The sequence below is a fragment of the Blautia stercoris genome, from assembly GCF_054657695.1.
The window spans coordinates 974,782-999,986 of record NZ_BAAHYF010000002.1 but is presented as its reverse complement, the minus strand read 5'-3'; the positions used below and the strand labels follow the sequence as shown (position 1 = coordinate 999,986).

Genomic DNA, 25,205 nt, shown 5'->3' with positions numbered 1-25,205 from the left:
CCGGAATGGATTCAGACCGAGCGTTATATGTATTGTAACAATTTTGTAAACGACTATATGAAATCTAATCGTTTTAGTCTTCTTTCTTTTGTCAGACATCTGTTTCACAGATAATCATATACCTCTCTTTTTGAAAAAAAGGACATCCGATTCGGGTGTCCTTTCTTCTTTTGGATGCTTTTTTTCTACATCCGACAGTTTTCTATTTATCTAAAACTGCAACCTGAATTGCCTTTACTGCCTCCTCCATGTATTTGACATCTTCCTCACATAGCTTAATATCCAGACATTTTACGGTATCTTCTACACTGGAAGCTTTTCGCATTCCAACCAGAAGACTCATTCTGTCATACTGAGACAGTGCCCAGGATTCTACTAATGCCGCAAAACTGCAATTGTATTTTTCACAAAGCGATCTCCAAGTTTTAAAAGCTCTGCGCAACCTCTCCTTCTTCTCCGGAGCTGTCCAAGGTATTCTGGATCGGATGTCAGTTTTTGCAAATTCACGTTCCATAAAGACCGGAGAAGTTAAGAATCCTTCCTCCAGTACACCATAAGTTTGAAATACCGTATTATACTTTTTACACAGTTCAAAATATTCTCTGCCATGGAAAGGAGAGAGAATACTGAAAAATTCTTGCACAACAGATACTCTTCCACCAGCTTCCTGATATGCAGCCAAATCCGCCGGCTGACTGTTAGAAAGTCCATAGGTGCGGATTTTTCCTTCACGAACCAGATCCTCCAAAGCCCCAACCGTCTCCTCCACAGGAAAGCTGCCGCAAACATAATGTACAATAATAGAGTCCAGATAATCGGTTCCCATTCTTCGCAGCGAATCCTCAACATCCTTTTTCACTGCTGCTGCTCGGGTGTCATTATTTACGGTATAACCGTCTCGTTCGTAATGGAAATTACCACCCTCATCTCTCCAATTCAATGAGCATTTGGTCTGCAAAATAAAATCTTCTCTTCTTCCCTTAAGCGCCTTACCAAGCAGCTCCTCACTTACGCCTGTGCCATACACCGGTGCGGTATCGATGTAATTCACGCCATATTCATGGCAAACGTCAAGCAGACGCTTCGCATCCTCAACTGTAGAATCTTTATCTGTCCAAACACTTCCGCCCCCAAGTCCCCAAGTACCTAATGCAACCACAGAAACATCGATATCCGTGTTGCCAAGCTTTTGAAATTTCATTGTAATTCCTCCGTTTTTGTTGTTTTCTATGCTATTGAGTAAAAACTATTAAGTCTATCCAAAAGTTATTTTCTATATTTTTTGTAGACAACAGACCGTTTCGACTGTGTTTTCGTTGAGCAACCGAATTGCTTCGCCTTCAAAACCTTCATATTATTTCTTCAATCGTCATCTCATATACTTCTGTTACTTTTTTCATTGCTTCTGATATCCCCGGCTGCTCTCCGGTCCTATCTCTCAAAAGTTCTGTTAACTCGTTACTAACCTCATACAGACGGTCAAAAGAAAGATTCTGGCAAACCCCTTTCAGTGTGTGTGCACCGCGGAAAGCATCTTCAAAATTTTTATTTTCCAATGCCTGTTTTAACTGTAGATAACTCTGGTCTTCAAGGAACTTTAATGTAAATCTCTGAATCAGTGCTTCGCTGTGAAGGCGCCCCAGGACAGCTTCATAGTTTCCTCCAATAGCTTCATAGCACTCTCGCATTGTCATATTTTAGTCCTCCTGTCAATTGTATTCCACTAATTCATGAACCTCTGCTAATCATTATGAACATACCTTAAAATCGTTTTTATAACTTCCTCAATCACAATCGGCTTTGACAAATGTGCATTCATTCCTGCATCCAGTGATGCCTGAACATCTTCAGCAAATGCATTGACTGTCATTGCTATAATAGGAATGTTTTTTCCAGCCGGTCTGTCATTCATCGCCCTGATTGCTTTTGCCGCTTCATAACCCTTCATTTCAGGCATCATGATATCCATCAGGATTACATCAAATGTGCCTTCCGGATGAAATCCGCAAACTCTTTATCTCGTGAGCTTCCGTTCAAAAGTGCTACACGCATACCATTGTAAGTACTGTAATCGCCATCCACAATCGTGCTGTTGTCACTGCGGACGGTCAGCATCCCATAATTGGTTCCGATCGGACGTGAAAAATCAAACTTTTCTTCTCTGTCCGGTGTTTTGCGGGCAGATGTTACCATATCAATCTCGCCATCTTCAAGCATCTGCTGCATATCATCCCAGCTCTGATCGTATCCGACATATTCGTAATCTACATCCCAATAACGGGCCATCAACCGAAGGAAATCATAGCCATAACCGCTGCGGTTCCCCTCTTCATCCATCATGTGATAACCATCCATGGCAAAGAAACCGACTTTGACAGTTTCATGCTGCGAACTGTCCTCGGATGCATATGCAGTCTGGGGAGAAAATATCATACACACGCATACAAAAACCAGTAACACTGCCACATATTTCTTTGCTCTCGAAATCATATTAAATCTCCTGTCTGTCAAATATATTTCTCTATACGTCTCCTTGTCAACCTCCTGTTTTAATAAATTTTCACCTGTCCCTACTGCTTCTCAATTCTTCGCATATAGTCTGCTTGATTGTTTTATCATCTAATGGCTTTGCAAGATGTGCGTTCATTCCTGCTTCCATACACCTTTCGGCATCTTCCCTGAATGCATTTGCAGTCATAGCAATGATAGGGATTGTTTTTGCATCTTGCCGTTCCAGGGATCTTATTGTTTTTGTAGCAGTAAGCCCATCCATCACCGGCATCATGACATCCATTAAAATAACATCGTATGTTCCCGGTTCGGAAGCTTCAAAATGCTGAACAGCTTCTAACCCATTGTTCACTGTTTCTACTTTAGCTCCATTTTCCGTCAGCATAAATTCTGCTATTTCCACATTCAGCTCATTATCTTCAACCAGCAATACCCGGATATCTGATATATATGCATCAAAATCTTCTTTTTCTTCTGGCCGTGCATTCGTATCAATTTTAAATGGAAGTATTACAGTAAAACAGCTTCCTTCACCAAGCTTGCTTTCAACTGTTATGGTTCCGCCCATCTTTTCTACAAGTTGTTTCACAATAGGCATTCCCAGACCTGTCCCATTATAATCAGAACGTGGGGAATTATCTGCCTGTACAAATGGAGTAAACAATTCATTTTTTATAAATTCTTCTGACATTCCAATTCCATTATCTTTTATTTTAAATTCACATGTCATATGATCTTCTGATCTTTCAATCGTTCTCATGCTCATGTAAATAAAACCATTCACCTTATTGTACTTCATACTGTTTGTAAACAGATTCATCAATATTTTTTTCAGATGAACTGCATTGCTCCAAACATATATACCACTGTAATCATCATGTTCTCCTATAACATGAAGTCCTTTTTCTTCTGCCTGAAAAGATAGTGACTCCGTGATTTCCTGACATACCTGATCCAGATTGATGGATTCATCACTAAAAACCACGGTATCAGATTCTAACTTTGCCATATCCAAAACATCATTTACCAATGATAATAGCAGTTTCGAAGACTCATTTATTTTATTCAGGCAATCTTTTGCCCGCTCACCATCATTTCCGCTTTTTTCAAGAATTGTAAGCATGCCCATAATGCCATTGATCGGTGTCCTGATGTCATGAGACATGTTATTTAAAAAGGAAGTCTTAGCCTTATTGGCACTCTGCGCTTCTGCAAGTGCATTTTGTAATTCCTGCTGTTTTTCTTCAAGCTCCTGATTCAGCTTCAATGCCTGCTCAGCAGACTTCTTGGATTTTTCTTCCGCACGTTTTGATTTTTTCAAAGAATCAAGAATTATACACAGGGTAACAAAAATAGAGATTCCAACTATGAGTGAGACAGCCAGTAAATTGTCCTGAATAAAATCCTTCGCTGTAACTTTTCGTGAAGAAGCATTATACGAAACTACTGCACCTGAAAATTGAGCTGTAGGCATAGATGTCAGTGTTTTATTCAAAATGGACAAAAGAACCGGTTCTCCCTGCTGAACAGCAAATGAAACATCAGCTTCTTTTGTCAGAAAAACACTATGAAGCTTATTATTTTTCAAATAGTCTGAAACAGTACCTGAATTGCTTACAATACAATCCGTCTCCCCTTTCTGCATTGCTTTTACTGCTGCATCTGATGTCTCATATTCCACAACCTCCCATTGCGGATAATTGTATGAAAGATATGCCTTCAATGCAAAATTATCTTTTTCAACGGCAACTATATTCTCTTTATTTTCATCAAAAGAATCCTTTGCCGTAATTGCTGCCATATTGAGAGTCAATAGCGTATCCGACAAAGCAAATCCATTTGTTTCTGCAAAGTATGGATTCTGGTTTGCATGAAAAATCAGGTCTATTTTTCCATCCTGCAATGCCTGAAGCAGTTCACTTCTTGTATCATATCCATTTAATTCAAATTCCAGAGTCTGACCTTGCAGACAATTTTCTGCAAGATCCACATAATCTGTGATAACACCTGTCAATTTACCTGTTGATGGATCTACACTGCTGATACCTCCATCCTGCTTCAGATACCCAATCCTGAGTGCACCATGCTGCCCGATCCACTCCCTTTCTTCTTTTGAAAGAAACGAGCTGCTCTGTGCAGAAAGATAACGCCTGTAGAGATCATCTGTGTAAAATGGGTTGTCATCCTTGATTCTGCGCATAGCACTATCCAGTGCTTCTTTGATATCCGGACGTTCTGGATTTATAGCGAAATAGATTTCTGTCTCTCCAATACTTGTAATCGGTGAAATATCCGATTCTTCCCAACGGGATTCTTCTACCGAAACAAAGCAGTCAATTTCATGTTTCGACAGTTTGTCCATAACTTCTGCGGTATTAGAAACATTGATATGCTTCGTATGCAGACCATATTTTGATTCCCATTCATTAAGCACATCCTCCACTATATTATCTTTAGACACACCAATATTTTTTCCCTCAAAAGAATCCAAATTTCCTGCTGTAAGATCCATATTGGATGCATCCGTATAGATGTAATATTTCTCTTCCCCCATAGGCATATCGGAAAAAAGCATATTTTCAGCACGTTCGTCTGTATAGGAAATGCCACCAAGAATATCAATCTCTCCATTTTCCAACTGTGTAAAGCAGTTTTTCCAATCACTTGTTATGTATTTATATGTCCATCCTGCATAACCTGCAATATCTTGAAGATACTCATAACCATATCCTCTTCTTTCCCCCTTTTCATTGACGGTATTATAAGTTTCTTCAAAAGATCCTACCCGGATAACATTGTCAGAGTTTTCTTTGGCAAATGTAGGAACGGATAAAACAATAAAACATATAATTGTGCAAAATATAATGTAACAAAATTTGAAATTCATTATATTCTGTACTAATTTGCACTTCTTCATCTTTCTCCCCTCCTCTAGGCTACAGTTGCTTGCTTCCAGATTTTAATTTTACATTCATTAATTATCAATAACCTCCCCGCTATTTTTCACAATATTTTTCCAAACAGCTTCTGTATTACTTATTCAAGTGCTCTACCAGAACAAAGCGGACAAGTCCGCTTCAAACTCCCTCAATCCCTCAATCTTTGAGGGACTTGTTACGCTTTGCGTCCCAGACTTTCATCTGGTTTGCCGATTTCCATATTATAGCTTTAATACTTATGCAAAAAAACTGGTTTTATTATACTATAGCACTCTACTGTACACAAGAAAAAACATTACCGTTTTAACGCCTGAAAACAAAAAAAGAACAGCCGATACATATACTCGAACTGTTCTTCTACTTCCGAAGTCCACGCAGCATTGACATTACTGTTTCCTGCTTCTTAGGTTGACGGCTAGATACGCATTAGAGATGTCTCCATTGTAATGCTATTTCTTCTAATGGTAACCATACTAACTGTTCTCCGTCATCAGTTTTACTCTTACACAATTTTAAATCTTCATCCAAAATTTTCATAATCTTGTTGCACCAAAATCATTTCAATATCGTTTTTTTATTAAATTAAAAAGTCTATCTGCAGTATCCGGTCCTGTTTTGCCAGTTTGCTTTGATTGATTGACTCCTACAAATGAATTCTTCGAAAGCCTTGTTGCAAACACGAGATAATCCTTAAACAACTCGACAGCTTCATTCTGAATAACATTTGCAGCGATAATAACGTCAATGCCTGGATTATGATTCTTTAACTCATCAATAATCCTCATTATTGATTTTCCAGTATTAATCACACTATCAACAATAACTACTCTCTCTGTATTAATCACAGGAGCATCATCTTGCTTCGGGTTCATCGAATAAAAAATGCCGCCTGCTCCCATATATACTCCGTCACCAAAAAACCTGCCACCTCGTTCCAAAACTAAGATTGATGTATTTTTCTCTGGAAATACGGTAGCAATGTGCCTTCCTATTTTTTCTCCTAAACGCACATGTGCTGCTGCCAGCCTACTTCCACTTATTCCTGAATTCGATTTGCAGATAGCAATATCAGCTTGTACTTCTTCGTCCTCATCAGCCAATATCACCAAAGAATGATCGTAAATCGGCACCAAGCCTGATAAGCTTTCATTCTTCAATGATCTGCTTATTCGCTTACCAATATACAGAAATCCTTTATCAGCCTCGCGTAACATATATAAATCAATCTTGCTATCTCCATAGGCAAAAATAGTGTATCCATGTTCTCGCAATTGCTTTACGACATAATACTTAACATCTGCACTTATGTATGGACTAGCAAATATAGTTCCAAGATTCTTAGCATTAGCAATATCGCTCCACAAATCTTTTATTCCGGAAGAAAGCACAACATAATTATTCGATGCAACTATGTCATACACTTCATTATTAATTGTTATCTCTGCAATTTTAGATTTGTCAATAGACGCGGTTTGTAATTCCTTTTCAAAAAGAAATGATTGATAGCCAGTATAAAAATCTCCATCGAAGATCTTTGTCTTACCATTACAACAGAACCTATATGAATCTTGAATAATAATGGTTTTATCTCCGTCAACCATATACAAGATATCCTGCTTGTTGAACTGCTCCATTATTTGATTACAGATATCTGTCGCTAAATCGTAGGAGCTGAAACCTTCTCGAAGTAAAGATAAGAAATCAAAAAACTTATTCTGTTCTTCTTCATTATCACTTACAACGTAAAAGTCCTTATTTCGCCTATGACATTCCTCTCTAAGATTATTTATTTCAAACTCCTGCCATTGTCTTAACGACTCAATGGACTCGCCAGCAAACTTAGCATTTTTCTCTGACAAAGCATATCTTTCCTTAAGATTTTCCGGAGAACAATACAGATAAATAAAGATGTCGTACAAATCTCCGTCAGCCTCAGTAAATGCAACAGTTTCCATAAATGAATAGTGTCCATCTGAAACAATTACTTCATCATTCAAACCATTAATATATTCTGTGTATTTAATTCTAACTTGATGTTTCTCTTCTTCTGATAGTTCCAAAAAGGAACCACCGCAAATACGTCTCAACTCCTGGCTGCCATTAATAACCTTTGCATCAGTTATTCTATCCATCAATGTACTTTTGCCTGCACAAGGCATTCCATATAATGCTATTTTCAACCAGTAAACACCTCCTTGAAACAACAGTTTCTGTCAAAATCGATAACGTCAAAACTGACCTCATTTAGAGGTGTGTCGTAAGGCATTGAAAAAGGTAAATCAATACAATTACCACATATGAATATCTTTCCATTTGCGTAAAAAATATTATCCATTCCTGCACCACACATACCACCATACATGGTACAGTCGTAGCCACCAGTTCTAACATTCAATCGTTCCATCGCCTTATTCAAGAACGCATTAAAATCAGGTAGCGATATCCCCTGTTTTCCAATCATCCTAGAAAACGTAATCCTATTACCAAATTGTTCAAAGAACCCTATGGTCGCTTCCGGATTATCAATTATCTCTTTTCCAACAGTACAATTCATAGAAGGATACTTCCCATTCACTTCTTTGTATAAAGCTATATTTTCCATCACTCGCTCATGAGTTCCACATCTATACTTGTCGTGAATAGCAGAGATTCCATCTACTGAAAAGCCAACATTTACATTGTATTCTTTGAAGAATTCTAACTTCTCACAATCAACTAAAAGACCGTTTGTAATGGTGTATGCAGCAATTCTTCCAGATTTCAAATAATCGCCAATATGAGCGATATACTGCTTAAGTTTTTCATAATCTAACATTGGTTCTCCATTACCCACGAACCCTAACTTAAACAAATCAATATCGTTGTCTTCAATATGCGAAGTAATAATATCAAGGATAGTAATTACATCCATATTGTCCTCTTGAATGTAATTCTTCTTCTCCTGAAAATGGCAATAAGTACAATTGAGATTGCATCGATTATTTATCGATATACAAGCTCGTGTTACCATCTTCTATTCCCTCTTTTCTGACTATTCTTATTGTTACCTCTATTAAACTGCTTTCTTGTAGGACCAGATTCATGATACTCACTAACCCAATCAGTAGCAGTTTTACCATCAATGTCAACGATCTTCTGATCAGCTCCTGCATCAATGAGTATCTTTCGAATATCCCAAGTATGCTTTTCCTTATTATTTTCAAAGTGACCATTCATGCAGGCCTTCATGAGCGCAGTAAATCCATTAGCGTCCTGCTGGTTAATACTGGTTCTTTCATCCTCACATAAAGCAATTACAAAATCCTTCTTTCCCTCCCAGGCAGCAATCATTAATGGCATATTGCCCTCATTCTTCTGGCGTACTTTTCCGGCATCAAAAGGATTTCTACTTCCAACATTAGGATTTGCCTTACACTCTAAAAGCAAAAACATAAACATCTCATAATCCTTCATCTGCACTGCATGCGATATAGCAGGGAAATATCTACGACTGCAATCACGCTTATTCACATCTGCACCAAGCTGAATGAGCCATTTGATTTTTTCTTTTCTTTGCTCAATTGTGACCCTATTATTTCTTACAGCAGAAATAATAAGGGTATTTCCATCCTGAAGATATGCATTAACTTCGTCTGCTGTCGGTTCTTCGCATTCCTCATATGAATCTGCGTAATAAGCGTCAATTCTAGCCAATTTAGTCATATTGATAAGATCCTGCTTAGTAGCCATATATTCTCTAAGATGTAATGCTGAAACGGATTCATGCCCTTTAAGATATGCTGAATAATCGGTGTCCTCTGTTATGATATCTACTTTGCAGTGATATGTATCAGAAGCCTCCTGTGCAATATATATTATTTTGCAATCTTCGTTATCTTCATCAGCATCGCCATTATATTCCATAAGAATTGTACGAGAACCATAGCTAATACCACGAATAACTTCCCAAGCCTTTCTCCCAAGAGAACCTGAGTTCTTATTCTTTATATTATCTAATTCATCAACAACTACCTTTGGAATAACTACCTTGCTATATTCCTTGTTCAGTTCATCAATTAACTGTGAATTCTTAAGTAACGCTGAAGTATCTGGAACTGCAACCTTCTCCCCTCTTAAAAATTGTTCGGTCTGTGATTCTGACATTCCAAAAACCTTACAATATTTTCTTGCCATTTCCAATAGAGTTTTTTCTGCAGTTTTTCCACCTTCAACACGTGAAATAGACGACTTGTTCATACCAGTTCCTGGTTCCAAGCCCTCTAATACATCAATCTTCTTTGCCATGCCATCCATGGTACAGCCATTCTTTTCACGAAGCTCCTTCAATCTCGAACAAAGGAAAGCTATCTGATTATAATTTGCCATAAGTAACGCCCCTTTCATAGGTATGTATGTAATTTGATTATTTGCTTTATCTCATACTCTCATTATATACCTCGTTATATTTTTCACAACGAAAAGGTGTGTTTTTGCAACAAATATTCAAAAGGCGCAACTCATCACTTCATTTACTTAATATATGCAACTAAATGAAGCTACTTGCAACAACACAAATAGATCAGTTGCATTAACCAGCTATTCAAATTTCTAAATGCATCACTACTTCTTATAATATCGTTGTCTATTCTCCGAATTATCCGCTCTGTCATTTCCATCTGTGTCACACTTCGGTCCAACTTGAGCCGAAGTCATATGATTTGCTTCATTACCTGCCAGCACTTCTGCTCCATTATCTGACAGTGAATCATCCGATAACCGCTTTCCCTGATGTTTCATGGCATCCAGCTTCATCTTATACGCAAATGCTTTCTCACTTGGCTTCAGATTCTCTCTATGCAGGTTAGAGTCAACCATTGCCACAACTGCCTGATCATCATCCAATTCTCTTATCACAACCGGAATCTTCGTCTCTCCTGCCCATATAGCAGCTTCCTTTCGCCTATGACCGGATATTATCTCATATCCATCCCCATAAGGATTCGTCCTTACCAGAAGTGGCACAATCACTCCTTCTTTCTCAATACTCTTCATCAGCTCGCATAATTCCGTATTTACTTCCACCTTAAATGGACGATTCTTAAAATCATGCAACTGGTTTATTTCCACATTCCGTATCGTCTCCATAAAATCGCCTTTCTCGAATACATCGAATTCATCTATTCTGAAATCCATCTGATACGATGACTTTCAGATACAAAGAAAGACCGCTCACTTTCAATTTTTCTTGAAAATGAACGGTCTTTCACGCTTCTGTTATTTAGTTGAATGATAAATGTATTACTTTCTCTTTGATGTGTTTCTGAAACCGCAGTCCAATACCACAGACACGTTTACTCCATCAGAAATAGCCTTTTTATACGTTTTTCGGTCACTCTGGTCAAACCTGAAAAACCTCTCAAAGTGCCTAAAATCAAGGATTCTTACAAATCGGTCCGATGTAGTGCAACTATTGTCTCTATATGCGTCTGCGTTTCTGCAGATACTTCTGTTACGATTGTTTCCTGCTCTGTTGCTGCTGTACTTTCTGTCTGTGCCGGTGACGGTGACTCAGAAGAAGTCTGGTCTGCTGCAGGTGCTCCGGAGCATGCTGCCATAGACATTGCCATTACAACAGCAAGCATACCCTTCATCATACTCTTAATTCTCATAATCGTTTCTCCTCTCTGAAACATGTTTAGTTTTTCCTCTGCTTCACTATACAATACCGTTGTAAAAACCAATGTCCAAAGTAGGAAAAATTTGAGTAAATTCCGACACTTATTTTATGCAGTTCTATCTTTATGAGATTTCATCAACATCATAATACTTAAAATCCCGGAAGCAGGCACTTCCTCCTGTTTCCTCTGCCGCATAGCAGAACAGACCAAACCGGCAACCAGTAAAATGATCCAGTTTGAAGTACAGCTTATGCACGGTTCCGATGGGTAGCCAGTCTCCCTTATTTACCCGGTAATAGCAGCGTGCTTCATCCTTCATGTTACAGAAATCTGCTTCAAGACGAAAATCCATCTGGTGTGATTCAACAACAGTTCCTTCCGTCATATCCAATATACCATCTTCTTTTTTATCCAGCATAAGGACTTCATATTTTCCATGATGTTTTGTAATGCCAACTGCAGCATAACAGCTCTGCAACACACACAAACCTGCGATATCGCCCTCTTTCAATGCAGAAGCATCAACAGTAACCTCAGCTGCGCAGGACGGATAACTCATCCTTTGCGTAAGCGTATTTACTGCCTGTGTAAGCTCTGTACAAACTTCCCGTGTTGTAATTGTATAGGTTCCCTGCAATGCATCCAGATGATAGTACCGTGGATCTGGATCATGATTAAACTGCCAGCGCGGAAGCAACCCATTACAGAAATCATCACTTCCCACTAATGGCTGATAAATATATCCTGGTCTGGTACTGTGAACCTCTATTTCTTCCGGCACATGTCCGTTCTGTCCAAAAAACGGAAAATGATCCTTCCAGGTAACCGGAAGCAGAATAGGAATCCGTCCAACTGCTCCGGAATCCTGAAACAGCATTGCATACCACTTTCCATCCGGCGTATCCACTATTCCTCCCTGTGCCACGCCCTGTCCACAATATCCACGATCATCACAAAGTACATCTCCACCCGTGAATTCTCCTTCCAGAGAATCACTGTAAAAGCATGCTTCCGTCCGCATCCAGCGGTCTCTCAGGGAATGAACCAGAAAAATATAATAATAGCCGTTTATTTTTTGAATATGAGAACCCTCATAGCCTAGCTCCGGGTTCTTATGATCACTGACTAAAAGACGATGTAATCCGTCCTTCTTTGGTGCAGTCAAATCTTCATTCAATTCTGTAATCCAAATTTCATCATTTCCATATACAATATAGTTTCTGCCATCCTCATCAAATAATAAAGAGCCGTCATGATAAAAGCCTTCTATCAGCTGCTTTTTCCATGGACCATCTATTTTTTCCGAAGTATACAAATAAGTCTTACGGGTATCATTTGCCACAAAGCAGATATAAAATCGGCCTTCATGATAGCGCAGGGAAGCTGCCCACATGCCCTGTCCGTAAATATTCTGACCGCTTTTCAGTTGCTGCGCATCCGTATGATCCAACGTCTCATAGACATAAGTCACATGCTCCCAGTGCACCAGATCAAAAGACTGCAGAATCTCACAGCCCGGCATAAAGTGCATGGTTGTGGATACCATATAATAGGTGTCTTCTACGCGGATCACGTCCGGATCTGGATAATCCAATCTTGTTATAGGATTTACATTCATTGTTTATTCCTTTCTGTTTTATCTCCATATTCTTTCTTTGTTCTATTCTATTTTTACTATTTTATCTTTGTTTCTTATCCGTCTGCCTTTTCAACTCTTCTCTGCTCCATTTCACTATTGCTAATATCACAATCTCACAGTAAAATATAATCCTGTCTTTGACAGTTCAATAGGCAAAAAATCGCTATAGGACTTTAAACTTAAGGCTTGTAGCGATTTTGGTTTTCGTTTTACAATGTAGTAATTTATCTCCTTTTACTAATTTTTTGAATTTCTTTCATCTTTCGTTTGGTAATGAATTGATAATCCGTGTTAAAACCACTTATATCATGAAGCGTATCTGTAAGTTTTGATCGTCTGTAAAGGGGCTTGAACTACCCCAACCGACTAACGTGAGGGCACTGAAAAACTGTTTTTACATACAATATATAGTAGTGTAAAACATATAAGTATGCTTTACCTTGTACCGTTTTGTGTAAAATAAGGACTTTTTCAGTAGCGTCGACTCGTCGGATGGGGTTTTCTGCTCTATAATAGATAAACGAGAGCAGACAGAATGGCATTTATATCGAATTTGAAATCATATTTATCCCGAATCTTACGGCAAGTCTTGTCTAGCTGCAAGCCATAGTAAATGTATTGTAGAAAGAGATAACCACCACAATAAAATTTTTGCTGGTTGAAATCAAGTCTTCGGTCGGCATGAAATGTTATCTGCACAGATTTCTCAGCCTGTTCCTTTTTATATTTTTCCGTTTCGAGTCGGGCTTCTTCACGTGCCCAAGCCATAACATCATCGCGTGTTGGCCCATGTTCTTTTAATAATTCATTAAACACGCCTAATTTTCTGACAGTGGCAGAAGTGCTTTTTCCTTTGCTGTTTTTAAAACTTTTGGTGATATAAAAGGATTCTGAATTTTTCTATTTGTTCGTTGTAACTCTCATAATTTCTCTATCTTTTTTAGTATAGCATACTATTAAGAGAATTACCACTAATTACTACTAAATAAAACAGAAAATTTGACATAAAAAATGCCGGTAGATCAATACCTGCGACCACTTTTTCTAATATTCAACTGTCAAACTCCCAAATACGAAGCATCCGTAAACCCGAATGTTTCAGCTATTACCATTCATCCCGATTTGTTTTCTCGGCTGGGCATCTTGAAAAATGCCATATAGTGCTTGCATATTTCACTTGTATAGATAGCAATTGGGGTATGTGTTTGCGGACACATACTTGGAGGAGTCTGTAAATTTTTTATCATTCATGCCTTCTAATTTTTCTAATACCTGCCCGGCAATATCTTCCATATCGCTGTCCTTTATGTACGGCATTATCCGTCTGATTTCTTCCATCATCTTCATTCTGTTCTGTGTCTCAAAAACACACATGAAATTGATTTCTTCTACTGTGAATTTATTCATCATCCTATATCCCCCTATATGAATTTTTTGGTTTTTCCAGTTCCTTCGTATCCTTATTGTTTCCCTGTGTTGCTTCCTTCTGCTTGGCTGCCAGTCGCTCCTTTAAAGAAGAACGTGCTTCTGACTTTTCCTGCTGTTCTTTCTTTTCTTCCTCACGATTGAATTTTCCCACGCCATTGTTGAGCCTCTCATCAATCATGTTATAATTCTGCTCCTCCAGTTCCTCAATCTTAGCAAGCGACTTGTATTCTGCCAATTTCACAAGCAGTTCCTTTGCCTGTCTCTCACTGTCCTCGTCTATTCCTTCGTCAATAGATAATTTTAATGTCACTGCCACACAGGACAGCTTTCTGTCAGTAGTATTAAAATATCGCTGCCAGATTTTGTTTACAACCAGAAGCAAACTGGATGAATACTGTACTCTGCCATTAAAAGAAATAGAGGATATGAACGCTCTCTTCCAGCTGACATCAGTATTTTATTCAGAGGCAGACACGTACCGGCCAACAGTTGAAAAGATCATCGAAACTGTTCACTCTCATACTTTTGCCGTGGAACTGGCAGCAAAACTTCTGGAAAATGGAATCTCAACTCCAGACCAGTTATTAACAAGACTTCAGGTGGAAAAAGCATCTTTCCATAACGAAGATAAAATTAAAATAATCAAAGATGGACAAAGCAGCAAAGCCACCTATTACAGTCATATCCATACGCTGTTTTCGTTATACACTTTATCTCTTAAACAGCAGGATATCATGTGTAATATGTGCTTTCTTCCTTCCACCGGTATTTCTGCCCGTATATTTGCCAAATGGCTGGAACTGCCCACACTAAATGAGATCAACGATTTAATTGAGACTGGTTTTGTCCAGACAACAAAACGTCGCACTATCTCTCTGCATCCGATGATTCAGGAAATCACCCTTTCAGAGACAAAACCATCTGTAACTCGCTGCCACATATTACTGGATTCTTTACAGAAAATATGTTTAATGCATGGGATTGAAGTTGATTATTACAAGAAGCTGTTTTAGACAGCAGGAAACATCATAGAATTGATTGAAAAAGATGATATACCAAAATATCTACTTTTTCTGGAAAATGTTTTTCCATATATGGATAATTATAATTACCAGAAAGGTATGAAAGCAATCATTCAGGAATTGAAAAATTTTTTGAAGCGTAAAGACATTGGCACCGATTCTGACCGGGCATTGTTACTGGATTTTCAGGCTACTCTTGAAATCAAGCCAGAAAAAGCAATAAAACTGGAAAAGGATGCACTTGCCCAGATAGAAACTATCACTGCTGACAATGCTCGCCTTGTTTCCAACCTTCATGCCAATCTCGGTGGACTTTACCGCATGAACGGTCATCCCGATCTTGCAAGAGAACACATGGAAAAAAGTATCTCACTACTTGACCAATTTAACCTGCTTCATATAAATGACAGCATACCTCAGATTGCCAATTATGCAATGTTCCTAGCAGAACAGCAGGAACCTGAAAGAGGAATCTCCAAATTACAAAGATTATCCGGCATCATCAAAGAATATCATTCCGATGACTGTCTGGATTATGCCAAAGTACAGGAAACCCTTGGAACCATTTATCTGATGACTGCCAATCTTCCGCAGGCCAAAACACATTTTAAAAGAGCTTTCAAAATATATAAAAAGATCTGGGCTGATGAACCAGAAATGATTAAAGCAAAATATCAGGAGATTCAGGAGTTATATCCACAGATTGGATTTTCCATTGGAAAAACTCTATCTGGTCTTTTAACATAATACGTGCAATTTAAGGCGGGCAACTTGCCCGCCTTAAATCTTTAAATTATGCTTGATTTTTCCAGAAAATATTTTACTTACTTTGTTTTTCATGAGTATGAATACAATTTTTACTTATTTCCGTATCTGCGAAAACTCTTATAAATAAAAGGCAGTAAGGCTATTGCCATCACGGTATACATTACCATTACAAGCGGAATTTGTCGAAATACACAATTCCCAATCTGATAAATAAGTGGGACTTTTACACTTGCCTGTACATTTGTCAAAATTGTTGGTATCAGATTGAAAAGCGTTGTATACCCAGAAAGTGCCCGTCCTATAAATGGCAATAAGCAATATAAAAAGAACGGAATGCAAACAGCGACACTAATTGTATGCATTTTAGCCGCTACTAACATAGACACTGAAGCCGCCAGCATACTGGCTATAAATCCACATACAACTGTCAACAAATAGTATTGCCCATATGACATAATGTAAATACTATATGCCTGATACATTTGATAGGGTGTATTCATACCACTGGTTCCCATAATTCCAAAACAAATCACACTAAGTAATATAATTCCCATACAATAAATCATAACTGTCGTAGCTATTCCTGCCAGTATTTTTGTTTTAACAGCTTTTGTACGTCCATACTTTGTAGAGAAAAATACTGCATCTGCTTTTGTCTGAAAATCATCTGCAAATATTCCAGCACAAATAAAACCAACTATGATTGCCAGAATAATAGAATACGTTTCTACATACATAATCATAGTATCCCATGAACTATAAGATTCGTATTCTACTGGTAATTTTATTTCATTATATTTCTTTTCCAAGTATTTTTTCTGTACAGAAGTCTTTCCACATTCTTCTGCCATCTTTTCCATATTTTTATGATAAGTGTCATAGAACTCTTGCACATTTTCTTCTGTAATTTGATTCAGAACACTTTCATCATATTCTGCATCCGGTGTTAATACCGATATTATAAAACTCCTAATATCATCTATCGGTTGTAATGTCGTTCCGTAAATCGCATTTTCTTCTTCTGAGGATTGTGTCACCGAATTTTTATTTTGTTCTATAACTTTTCCAAGTTCATCTTCTGTCAATGTACCTTTCCATGCTCGTCTGTTATCTGTAAGTTTTCTTGTTGCCATAATTCCAGTACTAGCATTTCCATTCTCATCCACATAGCGATTACTTGTAACTGCAAATCCGCTAAAAATGACAGCAAGTATCAATGCCAATCCGATTGCAAATACATTAATTTTCTTTGAAAAAACTCGTTTTAATTCTAATTTAAGCATCTTGTTTTTCCTCCGATTTTTCTCCAAAATAAAATAGAAATGCATCTTCCAGATTTTTTTCTACAGCCACAGCATCTTCTGTTGGCTTTTCTATTGAAATAATTCTAAGCTCTGCTCCGGTTTTTGTTGTTTTTATATTTCCAACCAAATATTCATTCATATATTTGTCTATCATACTTCTCGAAACATTACATTGCCATACCTTTTCTTTCATAGAAGATACTAAATCTTCCGCAGTACCTGCATAAAAAAGTTCTCCATCTTTCATTAACATAATGTTATTCGCAATGTACTCAATATCCGATACAATATGTGTAGACAAGAGCACCAAACGTTCTTCCGACAATTCACTAATTAAATTACGAAAACGTATTCTTTCATTCGGGTCTAATCCAGCGGTAGGTTCGTCCAGGACAAGAATTTGCGGATCGTTTAACATCGCCTGTGCTATTCCTACACGTCTAACCATTCCTCCAGACAAATTCTTCATTTTTCTTTTACTGAATTTTTCCATTCCTACTTGATTTAATAATTGCTTCACTTTATTTCTGGCAAACGGCATTTTTAACCCTTTTATAGAAGAAATGTACATCATGTAATCATATACGGTCAAATCTGGATAATATCCAAAATCCTGTGGTAAATATCCCAGAACTTCTCGGTATTCACCTCCTAGTTTCCATATATCTTTACCATTCCATAATATTTGTCCTTCTGATGGTTGAACAATCGTACAAAGCATACGCATTAATGTGGTCTTTCCTGCTCCATTTACTCCAAGCAGTCCATAAATTCCTTTTTCCATAGCACAATTCACTTTATTAACAGCATTTACTTCTCCGTATTGTTTTGTTACATTTTTAAATTCTAATTTCATACGTGTAATCCTCCAAAATTTTTTCATCAAATACCAATGACTTCTGAACACAAAAAATAAAATATACAAAAGTCAATATCAGCATAGCCACCCATACCGGAGTTACAATTTTCTGATAAATAACATCATTTGCAACAATTATCATCCATAAACCAACCCATACCAGACAGGAAAGCACTGCTATATATTCTGATTTTTCCCATCTGCTGTACAATACACGAAAACATATACAACATGAAACATTTACTGGAAGCAAAAAATTAACCACCAAATCACTTAACGAGAGTATTGTTGTTTGATATGTAATTGCCAAAAACACCATAACGATCACCAGATCCACTACTCCAAACATTAACATTCTTGCTGTACAAATCTGACGCAGTGTGTAATAAGACGCCTGCTCAATTTCAATCGCACCATTTCTTCTGTTTTTCCAAATTTCCGGGACAATCAGAACCACAAATATTGTGGCAGATATTCCCATAATCCTCATCATATCTTTTATGTCTGACGTATAACTACTCAACCATATCCATAGACACATAAGAATACAACCTTGTAAAATCCACCATCTTTTTTTTATGAATTTTGTCTGCTCATACAAAAATTCAAAATAAGATGTTCTATGCAATTGTTTCGATAAAACCGACTCTGACAAAATATTCTGACATGCTTTTACTGTTTTGTTCTCTGCTTCAGTCCTTACATACTTTTCTTCAATCTCCTCTTTATATTCCTTTATTTGTTGCTTATAATTCTTCATCTTTTTTCACCTCCAACTCTTTCATTAAAAGTTCTTTTGCTTTTCCGATTCGATATTTTACAAGAGAAAGTTTGATATGAAGTAATTCTGCAATTTCTCTTTGCTTCAATTCCTGAAAAAAATATAAAACTGCCGTTTCTCTAATTTCTTCCGGTAACTTTCTCACTGCCTGTTCAATCGTTAATCGGACTCCTAGCTCTTCTACATGATTTTTACTACAGTCCTCTGATTTTAGCAGTTCCTCTGATGGAATATCTTTTTTCTTTTTGTAATAATTTTTAACGGTATTTCCGGCAATTGTATAAAGATAATTCTTAACTTTTCCATATTCTTTATATCTATATAAATTGGAAAAGAAACGTGTAAACACTTCTTGTGTCAAATCCTCTGCCTCATAGGGATCATTGATATGTAGCAAACAATATTGATATATGCTTGAGTAATATTTTTTGACCAGTTTTTCACACGCATCTTCATCTCCTGCTCTTGCTAGATGTACTAACAAAGAATCAGTTTTGTATTCCATTCGCAAATTTGCCTCCCTCTGTTTTCTAAATAATATAACAATCCTACTATAAAAAAAGTTAGAATTTTCTTTTGTTTTTATTTATATTTTTCTAAATATTCTTCCAAACATAAATTTTCTTCTTTCATTATTTTAGCGACAGTCGTTCCAACATAACGGTAATGCCATGGTTCATTACTAATTCCTGTTATATCCGTTTTATCTTCCGGGTAACGTTTTACAAACCCATATTTATATGCATTTTCGTCTAACCATTGATATGCTTTTTCAGAAGAACATTTGTCGGTATCCGCATTAATATCAACACTCAGTCCTAATTGGTGTTCGCTTGTATCGGGAATTGCAACATATTTCTCGGCTCTTTTTTTTGCTTCTTTCGCAGAATATCCTTGTTTTTCATATTCATTGATTTTCTCGTCCATAATTTTTTGTTGTTCTCCTGTTGTTCGATATCCTTCTCTAACAAACAGTGCTAGCCCCTCAGCTCTTGCATCATTAAACATTTGTTGTAACTCTGGATAAATCCGTGAATCTACTTTTTTACCATTCGACAATTCTGTCAATTCTACTTGATAATTATTTGGAATATAATGATTTCGATCGACCAAAATAAGATTCCATTCACCCGAAGTGTCTGCAAAGGACTTTTCTGACTGCAAAATTTTCGGTAATGTTAATTCTCCAACCTGCACATCGATTTTTATTGTTCTCCACATTACAACGGTTATTATGATAGTCATTAAAAGAATGAATACACGTAAAATATTCTTTCTTCTGCGATTGCTGTATCTTCTTTTGTTCATTTTCTCTCCCACATTTTCATTATCAAAATATTTCTACTTTTAATATAATTAACAACCAAAACAACAAAAGAGTTAGTATCTAAACTTATTTATCAATAAAAAGTTTATTTTTTCTCAATTCCAGCTCAATTTCCCCTCAATGCCTTTTTCCTCCGATTTTCGTATGCTTATCCCACAGCAGAGCAGTACCACACCGGTACGACCTGCTGAATCAATCAATACGAAAAAAGGAGGGGATAAACCATGCAGAACAATATCCGCAACACAAACCTGCGCTTTAATCTGGACAAAGAACAACAGCGGAGAGCCTGGGAATATTTACAGACGATGGACAGGCAGGATTTTAAATCTTACAGTCAGGTAATCTCTCTTGCACTGGTAGATTATTTTGACCGCTACTACCGCACACAGGCTGATCCTTATCTGGAAACAAGAGAACGGGAAGAACTTTTTGTTAAACAGATTGTAGATGCAGTGGAAAACAGTCTGAAACAGGCATTGCCACTTTTTCTTTCCGGACTGACTGCAGGCATGGCGCAAAGGGAGCCCCAAATCAGTTAATGACATTACCCAAATCAGGGCGTCCTTTCCAACACCTGAAAATTCACAGCCAGATAATGATGTAGACTGGGATTTTCTTGGAGAATAACTGATTGGAGGTGAACACATAACGGACTTTCTGACAGCAGACACCAACCTGCCATCTTATATGATGTTTCCCCGTTTTCTTCTGGACATGGGAATAAACGAAACTGCCAAAATGCTTTATATTATCCTGCTCGACCGGGCAAGGCTTTCCTAGAAAAATGAGGGCTGGTCAGATATCGATGGTCATGTGTTCATTTACTTTACAATTGAAGCACTGGCAGAAGTTCTCCACAAAAGCCAGATGACGATTAAAACTGCTCTGGCAGTGCTGGAAAAACAGGAGCTTATCTTCCGAAAACGGCAGGGACCCGGACAGCCCAACCGGATTTATGTAAAACTCCCAAAAGAAACCATCCACTATACAGACAGATTTCTTTCCCTAAGACAGACAGAAAACTGTCCTATTGACAGACAGGATTCTTTCCCTGATACAGACAGAAAACTGTCTGGTAATAAGAAAGAGATAAAAAAGAACAATTTAGAAAAAAGAGGGAGTAAGGAGCCACTCTCACCCTATGGAAAATTTCAAAATGTTTTTCTGTCAGAAAAAGAGCTTGAAGATATCCGGCAGACAATCCCTGACTGGAAGGATTATATTGAACGCTTATCCGGTTATATGGCTTCTACCGGAAAGCAATATCAGAACCATGCAGCTACCATCATCAACTGGGCAAGACAGGATCATCCTGCTTCCCGGCAAAGAAATTACGAAAGTGAGGAATACGAAACACTATGACAAGATTTACAGAAAAAGCAACCGCTATAACACCAAACAGAGAGCTTCAGCCTGATGAATATTTTAACAAAACAGACCACCTGATCTACTGTTCCAAATGCAATACGCCAAGACAATGCCGGCATGAATTACAGGGAAAGGTTCTTATTCCTTCCATCCGCTGTAAATGCCAGCAGGAAATCTTTGAGCAGGAAGAAGTCCAGAGAAAACTTCATGAAAAACAAATGGAAATAGAGCATCTTAAAACCAGCAGCTTACAGGACAAAGTCCTCTATGACTACACTTTTGCCAGAGATAACGGCATCAATCCGGAAATAAAACTGGCACACAATTATGTAAGCAACTGGGAAGAGATGAAAGCAAACGCTTCCGGACTTCTCATCTGGGGTGATGTCGGTACTGGAAAATTTTTTTTGCAGGCTGCATTGCCAATGCCCTTCTGGAAAAAGGCGTTCCTGTACTGATGACCAACTTTTCCCGGATTCTGAATACCCTTACCGGAATGCATTTTGAAGACAGAAACCAGTTCATCAACTGTTTAAACCGCTACAGTCTTCTGATTATTGATGATCTCGGAATTGAGCGGAACTCTGACTTTGCACTGGAACAGGTATTCAATGTGATCGACAGTCGTTACCGCAGTAAAAAGCCCCTGATCATAACGACCAATCTCACTTTATCAGAACTGAATAACGCCGCTGATATCGCACACAAACGAATTTATGACCGTATTCTGGAGAGATGTCAGAATCCAGATACGTCCTGATTTTCGGGATAAGCTGATTGAACAGCTCAAGGGACTTTCGGTAAATATTATGACTATCACCGTCGTGATATTGCAGCCAATGAGGTGGATTATCTCAATGTGGAGGATCCTGATGTTTTCTCCCATCGTGCATGGGATCTTGAATATCAGAGGAAACAGGAGATGCGACGAAATCAGCCTGTTCGAGCTAAGAAAAGGTCACATGATATGGAATTATAATTTCCTTTAAAAAGAGGCGCATGGATCCATCAAATCCATACGCCTAATTTACACATTGTTATTATTCTTTCCGAATCCTTTCAACAATGCTTTCCCGACTCATCTTTTCAAACTGATACTTTGGTATCACATACGCAATCCCAACCAAAATTGGAATCATAAGCACACATGGCACTATCGTAAGATGCAGCCGGAAGAAAAATGCCGTACCGAGTGTATTTATTAAAATCTGCTTTGCTCCAACCACAACTAACAATACTGCAATCATAAATGCGCCTCCCAAATATAGGAATCCCTCAGCCACTAGCATTTTCGATATCTGTTTTTTCGTCATTCCAACAACTTCCAAAAGTGCCAGTTCTTTTTTTCTGCTAATTACAGAAGTTGCTGTTGTATTAAAGAAATTCATAATGCCAATAAATGCTAAAATAACGACAAGAAAACTACCGATCATATAATATTTACTGACATACCGCTGAAAACTCTCTTTCATGTCCAATACAGAAAACACATTGATCATTTCATTTTCTTTCAAAACATTTTCATCAATGTATTCTTTTATCTGCTTATCTGCTCCTTTCTTTGCATCGATGGCAGCATACATGGCTGATTCATTTCCCGTCTGGGTAATATACTCATCTTCTGGAACTAATACCGTAATATAGATAAGGTCTGCATACGGATAATCCAATGCATATGGCATCAGTGCTTCTCCAATGACTTCGTAATCTTTTTGGTTTCCATTTTTGTACTCCATCTGAAAAACATCCCCAGTCTGATAATAAGAAACCGGATGCTCTGCATATTTATCACCATAATCTACAAGCACATAATTTCCGCTTTTAAATGTATCCCAAGAGCATTTTTCCCCTCTCCATTCTAATTTGTCAAACACCGACTCGCTGATTCCGAGAAAATGAACACTTACTGTATTGGAAGCCTTTGCATCTTCCCAAACCTGTTCTTCATAATCGGTCCAGTTTTTTTCATATTTATCTGCGAATGCTTCCCATGTTTTCAGAAGTTCCGGCTCCATCTTGTGGGTTTCTTCAGAATAATACACATATCCTGTCTTAGCACTATCAGGACATTCGTCCAAAATCTCTTTGATTTCAGGTGTAATACCGTTGAAATTCGTATTTGACAAACTTCCCGTCATCTGATCCAGTTGAAAATCGGAAGCTAAAAACACTTTTCGGTAAGAATCAAAATCATATCCCTGCACCAACATCACGATACAGTTGACCACTACCATAGAAAGAGCGATAGAAAGCATAACAATCAATCCCTTTTTCCAGTTACGGAACACATTTTGAACTGCCATTCCCCACCAGGTTACAGAAGTATTCTTTTTTATTTTCTTCTGTGACTGCTCTCCTTCTGCCAAATGTAGGGCTTCCACAGGCGAAACTCTTTCCACCATTTTACAAGCCTGTAGACTGGATAAATACACCGTTAAAAGTGTCAGAAGAGCTGCTGCAAAAAAAATCAAAGGATTAGCTGATACTACTGTCTGTGTAGTTTGTCCTGCCTGTGCACTGATTTGGGCATCTGCTGTCAGAGCCGGCGACATACGAAAACCTGCAAGATAACCGAAGATCAATCCGATTGGAATCCCCACTGCTGACAATTTCCATGCCTGCATACGTACAATTTTTTTCAATTGTTTTCCTGTTGTTCCCACGTTCTTCAATAATCCGTAGGCTCTAATATCCGTTTTCACGGATATATTAAAAATATTATAAATAATTAAGTAACCAGCCAATATCACAAACAGTACCATTACAATAAGGGAAGTGAATGAAAATGAATCCTCTTCAAAAAGATTATATGCCGGATTGATCTCCAATCCTGTCCCTGCTTTCGTAAATCCTGCTGTCTTAGATATATTTTCTGTTTTCTTTTCCAGATTCCAAAGATTCTTGTACCAGACAGAATACTCCTTTCCCCCATTATAGATACCATTTTCTAATTCTTTCTGTGTAACAGGATAACAATTCTCCTTCGCATAGGCTTCAGATACCCAGACCATCTGACCTAAAACAGCCTTATCACCCTGCCAAAATCCACATATCTGGAATGTATCTGTTTTGTATTGTTTCAGCATTGGATTTACTTCCCACGTCAGCGTGACTTCTTCCCCAATCTTTGGTGTAACTCCCAGTGCTTCCAGTACCAAGCTGCTGACTGCTACTTCATTTTCCTTCTCTGGCAGTCTTCCTGTAGTTGGCAGACAATTAAAGCTTTCTGCCATATTTTTATCTGCATATCTAATTTCTACTGAAAAGCCAAAATGTTTATCTCTTCCTGCTCCCAGAAAAATGCCTGTTCCATATCGTTCCACCTCATCACTTTGTTCTATTGTTTTTTGCAATCTCTCCGCATCTTCTTCTGACAAATTCTGCGCAATAGCATGGGATGAGTCCATAAATTGCTTAATTTCCGTTGCTCTTTTGGAAAGTATCATGGATACGCTCCCCACAAAGAGGCTTGTAAATAACAGTGATGTCAACATGATTGCAATAACAGCAATAATATTTCTTGCTCGGTTCATTTTCATAAAACGTTTCGTCAATAATCGTAACGTTTCTTTATTTTCTACTTTTACCATATAATCGCC

The 25,205-nt window shown here is 37.8% G+C and carries 20 protein-coding genes, 5 pseudogenes and 1 riboswitch; of the genes and pseudogenes, 5 read left to right on the top strand and 20 right to left on the bottom strand.

Features of this window, described 5'->3' with window-relative positions:
- Nucleotides 1-202: 202 nt before the first annotated feature.
- The 14 genes and pseudogenes from ACYQ2D_RS14425 to ACYQ2D_RS14360 all read right to left on the bottom strand — a co-directional run bounded on the left by ACYQ2D_RS14425 (nt 203) and on the right by ACYQ2D_RS14360 (nt 14,490).
- Nucleotides 203-1,201 (bottom strand): aldo/keto reductase, encoded by a 999-nt coding sequence (locus ACYQ2D_RS14425; protein WP_459785921.1) that lies wholly within the window; start codon nt 1,199-1,201, stop codon nt 203-205.
- Nucleotides 1,202-1,349: 148 nt separating this feature from the next.
- A complete protein-coding gene (locus ACYQ2D_RS14420) occupies nt 1,350-1,694 on the bottom strand; it encodes an Hpt domain-containing protein (RefSeq protein ID WP_459785919.1) in 345 nt (114 codons plus the stop codon).
- 47 nt (nt 1,695-1,741) lie between these two features.
- Nucleotides 1,742-1,948 (bottom strand): response regulator, encoded by a 207-nt coding sequence (locus tag ACYQ2D_RS14415; RefSeq protein WP_459785918.1) that lies wholly within the window; start codon nt 1,946-1,948, stop codon nt 1,742-1,744.
- Between the two features lie 26 nt (nt 1,949-1,974).
- Nucleotides 1,975-2,490 (bottom strand): transporter substrate-binding domain-containing protein, encoded by a 516-nt coding sequence (locus tag ACYQ2D_RS14410; protein ID WP_459785916.1) that lies wholly within the window; start codon nt 2,488-2,490, stop codon nt 1,975-1,977.
- A gap of 70 nt (nt 2,491-2,560) precedes the next feature.
- Entirely contained in the window at nt 2,561-5,428 is a 2,868-nt protein-coding gene (locus ACYQ2D_RS14405) for a response regulator (protein ID WP_459785915.1), read from the bottom strand.
- A 159-nt stretch (nt 5,429-5,587) separates the two neighbouring features.
- Nucleotides 5,588-5,671, bottom strand: a riboswitch (cyclic di-GMP riboswitch).
- Nucleotides 5,672-6,010: 339 nt separating this feature from the next.
- The gene (locus tag ACYQ2D_RS14400) at nt 6,011-7,630 is read right to left on the bottom strand and encodes an AAA family ATPase (protein WP_118701141.1); all 1,620 of its coding nucleotides are present in this window, start codon (nt 7,628-7,630) and stop codon (nt 6,011-6,013) included.
- A complete protein-coding gene (locus tag ACYQ2D_RS14395) occupies nt 7,627-8,460 on the bottom strand; it encodes a radical SAM protein (RefSeq protein ID WP_459785913.1) in 834 nt (277 codons plus the stop codon). The genes ACYQ2D_RS14400 and ACYQ2D_RS14395 overlap by 4 nt, the downstream gene beginning before the upstream one ends.
- Nucleotides 8,454-9,815 carry an ankyrin repeat domain-containing protein gene (locus ACYQ2D_RS14390; protein ID WP_118701143.1) on the bottom strand — a complete coding sequence of 454 codons (1,362 nt, stop codon included), beginning with the start codon at nt 9,813-9,815 and terminating at the stop codon, nt 8,454-8,456. The genes ACYQ2D_RS14395 and ACYQ2D_RS14390 overlap by 7 nt, the downstream gene beginning before the upstream one ends.
- 234 nt (nt 9,816-10,049) lie before the next feature.
- Nucleotides 10,050-10,622, bottom strand: a complete 573-nt coding sequence (locus tag ACYQ2D_RS14385; RefSeq protein WP_459785912.1) for a ParB/RepB/Spo0J family partition protein — start codon at nt 10,620-10,622, stop codon at nt 10,050-10,052.
- 248 nt (nt 10,623-10,870) lie between these two features.
- A complete protein-coding gene (locus ACYQ2D_RS14380) occupies nt 10,871-11,098 on the bottom strand; it encodes a hypothetical protein (RefSeq protein ID WP_372555371.1) in 228 nt (75 codons plus the stop codon).
- 130 nt (nt 11,099-11,228) lie between these two features.
- The gene (locus ACYQ2D_RS14375) at nt 11,229-12,725 is read right to left on the bottom strand and encodes a glycoside hydrolase family 43 protein (RefSeq protein WP_118701145.1); all 1,497 of its coding nucleotides are present in this window, start codon (nt 12,723-12,725) and stop codon (nt 11,229-11,231) included.
- A gap of 537 nt (nt 12,726-13,262) precedes the next feature.
- Nucleotides 13,263-13,625 (bottom strand): annotated as a pseudogene (locus ACYQ2D_RS14370) (IS1634 family transposase); the annotation flags it as partial.
- Nucleotides 13,626-13,919: 294 nt separating this feature from the next.
- Nucleotides 13,920-14,156, bottom strand: a complete 237-nt coding sequence (locus ACYQ2D_RS14365) for a transposon-transfer assisting family protein (RefSeq protein WP_330600367.1) — start codon at nt 14,154-14,156, stop codon at nt 13,920-13,922.
- Between the two features lies 1 nt (nt 14,157).
- Nucleotides 14,158-14,490 carry a DUF4316 domain-containing protein gene (locus ACYQ2D_RS14360; RefSeq protein ID WP_330600365.1) on the bottom strand — a complete coding sequence of 111 codons (333 nt, stop codon included), beginning with the start codon at nt 14,488-14,490 and terminating at the stop codon, nt 14,158-14,160.
- On the opposite strand from ACYQ2D_RS14360, the pseudogene ACYQ2D_RS14355 reads away from it, so the two are divergent.
- Nucleotides 14,462-15,943 (top strand): annotated as a pseudogene (locus ACYQ2D_RS14355) (tetratricopeptide repeat protein); the annotation flags it as partial. The gene ACYQ2D_RS14360 and the pseudogene ACYQ2D_RS14355 overlap by 29 nt on opposite strands.
- 110 nt (nt 15,944-16,053) lie before the next feature.
- Here the strand turns inward: ACYQ2D_RS14355 and ACYQ2D_RS14350 are convergent.
- From ACYQ2D_RS14350 to ACYQ2D_RS14330, 5 genes are all read right to left on the bottom strand, one after another.
- Nucleotides 16,054-17,247, bottom strand: coding sequence for an ABC-2 family transporter permease (locus ACYQ2D_RS14350; RefSeq protein WP_187558693.1), 1,194 nt, complete (start codon nt 17,245-17,247; stop codon nt 16,054-16,056).
- Entirely contained in the window at nt 17,240-18,124 is an 885-nt protein-coding gene (locus ACYQ2D_RS14345) for an ABC transporter ATP-binding protein (RefSeq protein ID WP_118701151.1), read from the bottom strand. Before ACYQ2D_RS14345 ends, ACYQ2D_RS14350 begins: the two co-directional genes overlap by 8 nt.
- The gene (locus tag ACYQ2D_RS14340; RefSeq protein WP_459785909.1) at nt 18,108-18,887 is read right to left on the bottom strand and encodes a hypothetical protein; all 780 of its coding nucleotides are present in this window, start codon (nt 18,885-18,887) and stop codon (nt 18,108-18,110) included. Before ACYQ2D_RS14340 ends, ACYQ2D_RS14345 begins: the two co-directional genes overlap by 17 nt.
- Nucleotides 18,874-19,413 carry an RNA polymerase sigma factor gene (locus tag ACYQ2D_RS14335; RefSeq protein WP_459785907.1) on the bottom strand — a complete coding sequence of 180 codons (540 nt, stop codon included), beginning with the start codon at nt 19,411-19,413 and terminating at the stop codon, nt 18,874-18,876. The genes ACYQ2D_RS14340 and ACYQ2D_RS14335 overlap by 14 nt, the downstream gene beginning before the upstream one ends.
- A 77-nt stretch (nt 19,414-19,490) precedes the next feature.
- Complete coding sequence (locus tag ACYQ2D_RS14330; protein ID WP_459785905.1) at nt 19,491-20,216, bottom strand: M15 family metallopeptidase; 726 nt, start codon at nt 20,214-20,216, stop codon at nt 19,491-19,493.
- A gap of 243 nt (nt 20,217-20,459) precedes the next feature.
- Between ACYQ2D_RS14330 and ACYQ2D_RS14325 the strand changes: the two genes are divergently transcribed.
- From ACYQ2D_RS14325 to ACYQ2D_RS14310, 4 genes and pseudogenes are all read left to right on the top strand, one after another.
- Nucleotides 20,460-20,777 (top strand): adenylate cyclase, encoded by a 318-nt coding sequence (locus tag ACYQ2D_RS14325; protein WP_243182713.1) that lies wholly within the window; start codon nt 20,460-20,462, stop codon nt 20,775-20,777.
- Nucleotides 20,778-20,883: 106 nt separating this feature from the next.
- Nucleotides 20,884-21,600: pseudogene (locus tag ACYQ2D_RS14320) on the top strand (replication initiator protein A).
- Nucleotides 21,597-22,345 (top strand): annotated as a pseudogene (locus ACYQ2D_RS14315) (ATP-binding protein); the annotation flags it as partial. The pseudogenes ACYQ2D_RS14320 and ACYQ2D_RS14315, both read left to right, overlap by 4 nt.
- Nucleotides 22,341-22,585 (top strand): annotated as a pseudogene (locus ACYQ2D_RS14310) (MobQ family relaxase); the annotation flags it as partial. The pseudogenes ACYQ2D_RS14315 and ACYQ2D_RS14310, both read left to right, overlap by 5 nt.
- A 61-nt stretch (nt 22,586-22,646) precedes the next feature.
- On the opposite strand, the gene ACYQ2D_RS14305 reads toward ACYQ2D_RS14310, so the two are convergent.
- Nucleotides 22,647-25,196 (bottom strand): ABC transporter permease, encoded by a 2,550-nt coding sequence (locus ACYQ2D_RS14305; RefSeq protein WP_459785904.1) that lies wholly within the window; start codon nt 25,194-25,196, stop codon nt 22,647-22,649.
- Nucleotides 25,197-25,205 lie beyond the last annotated feature (9 nt).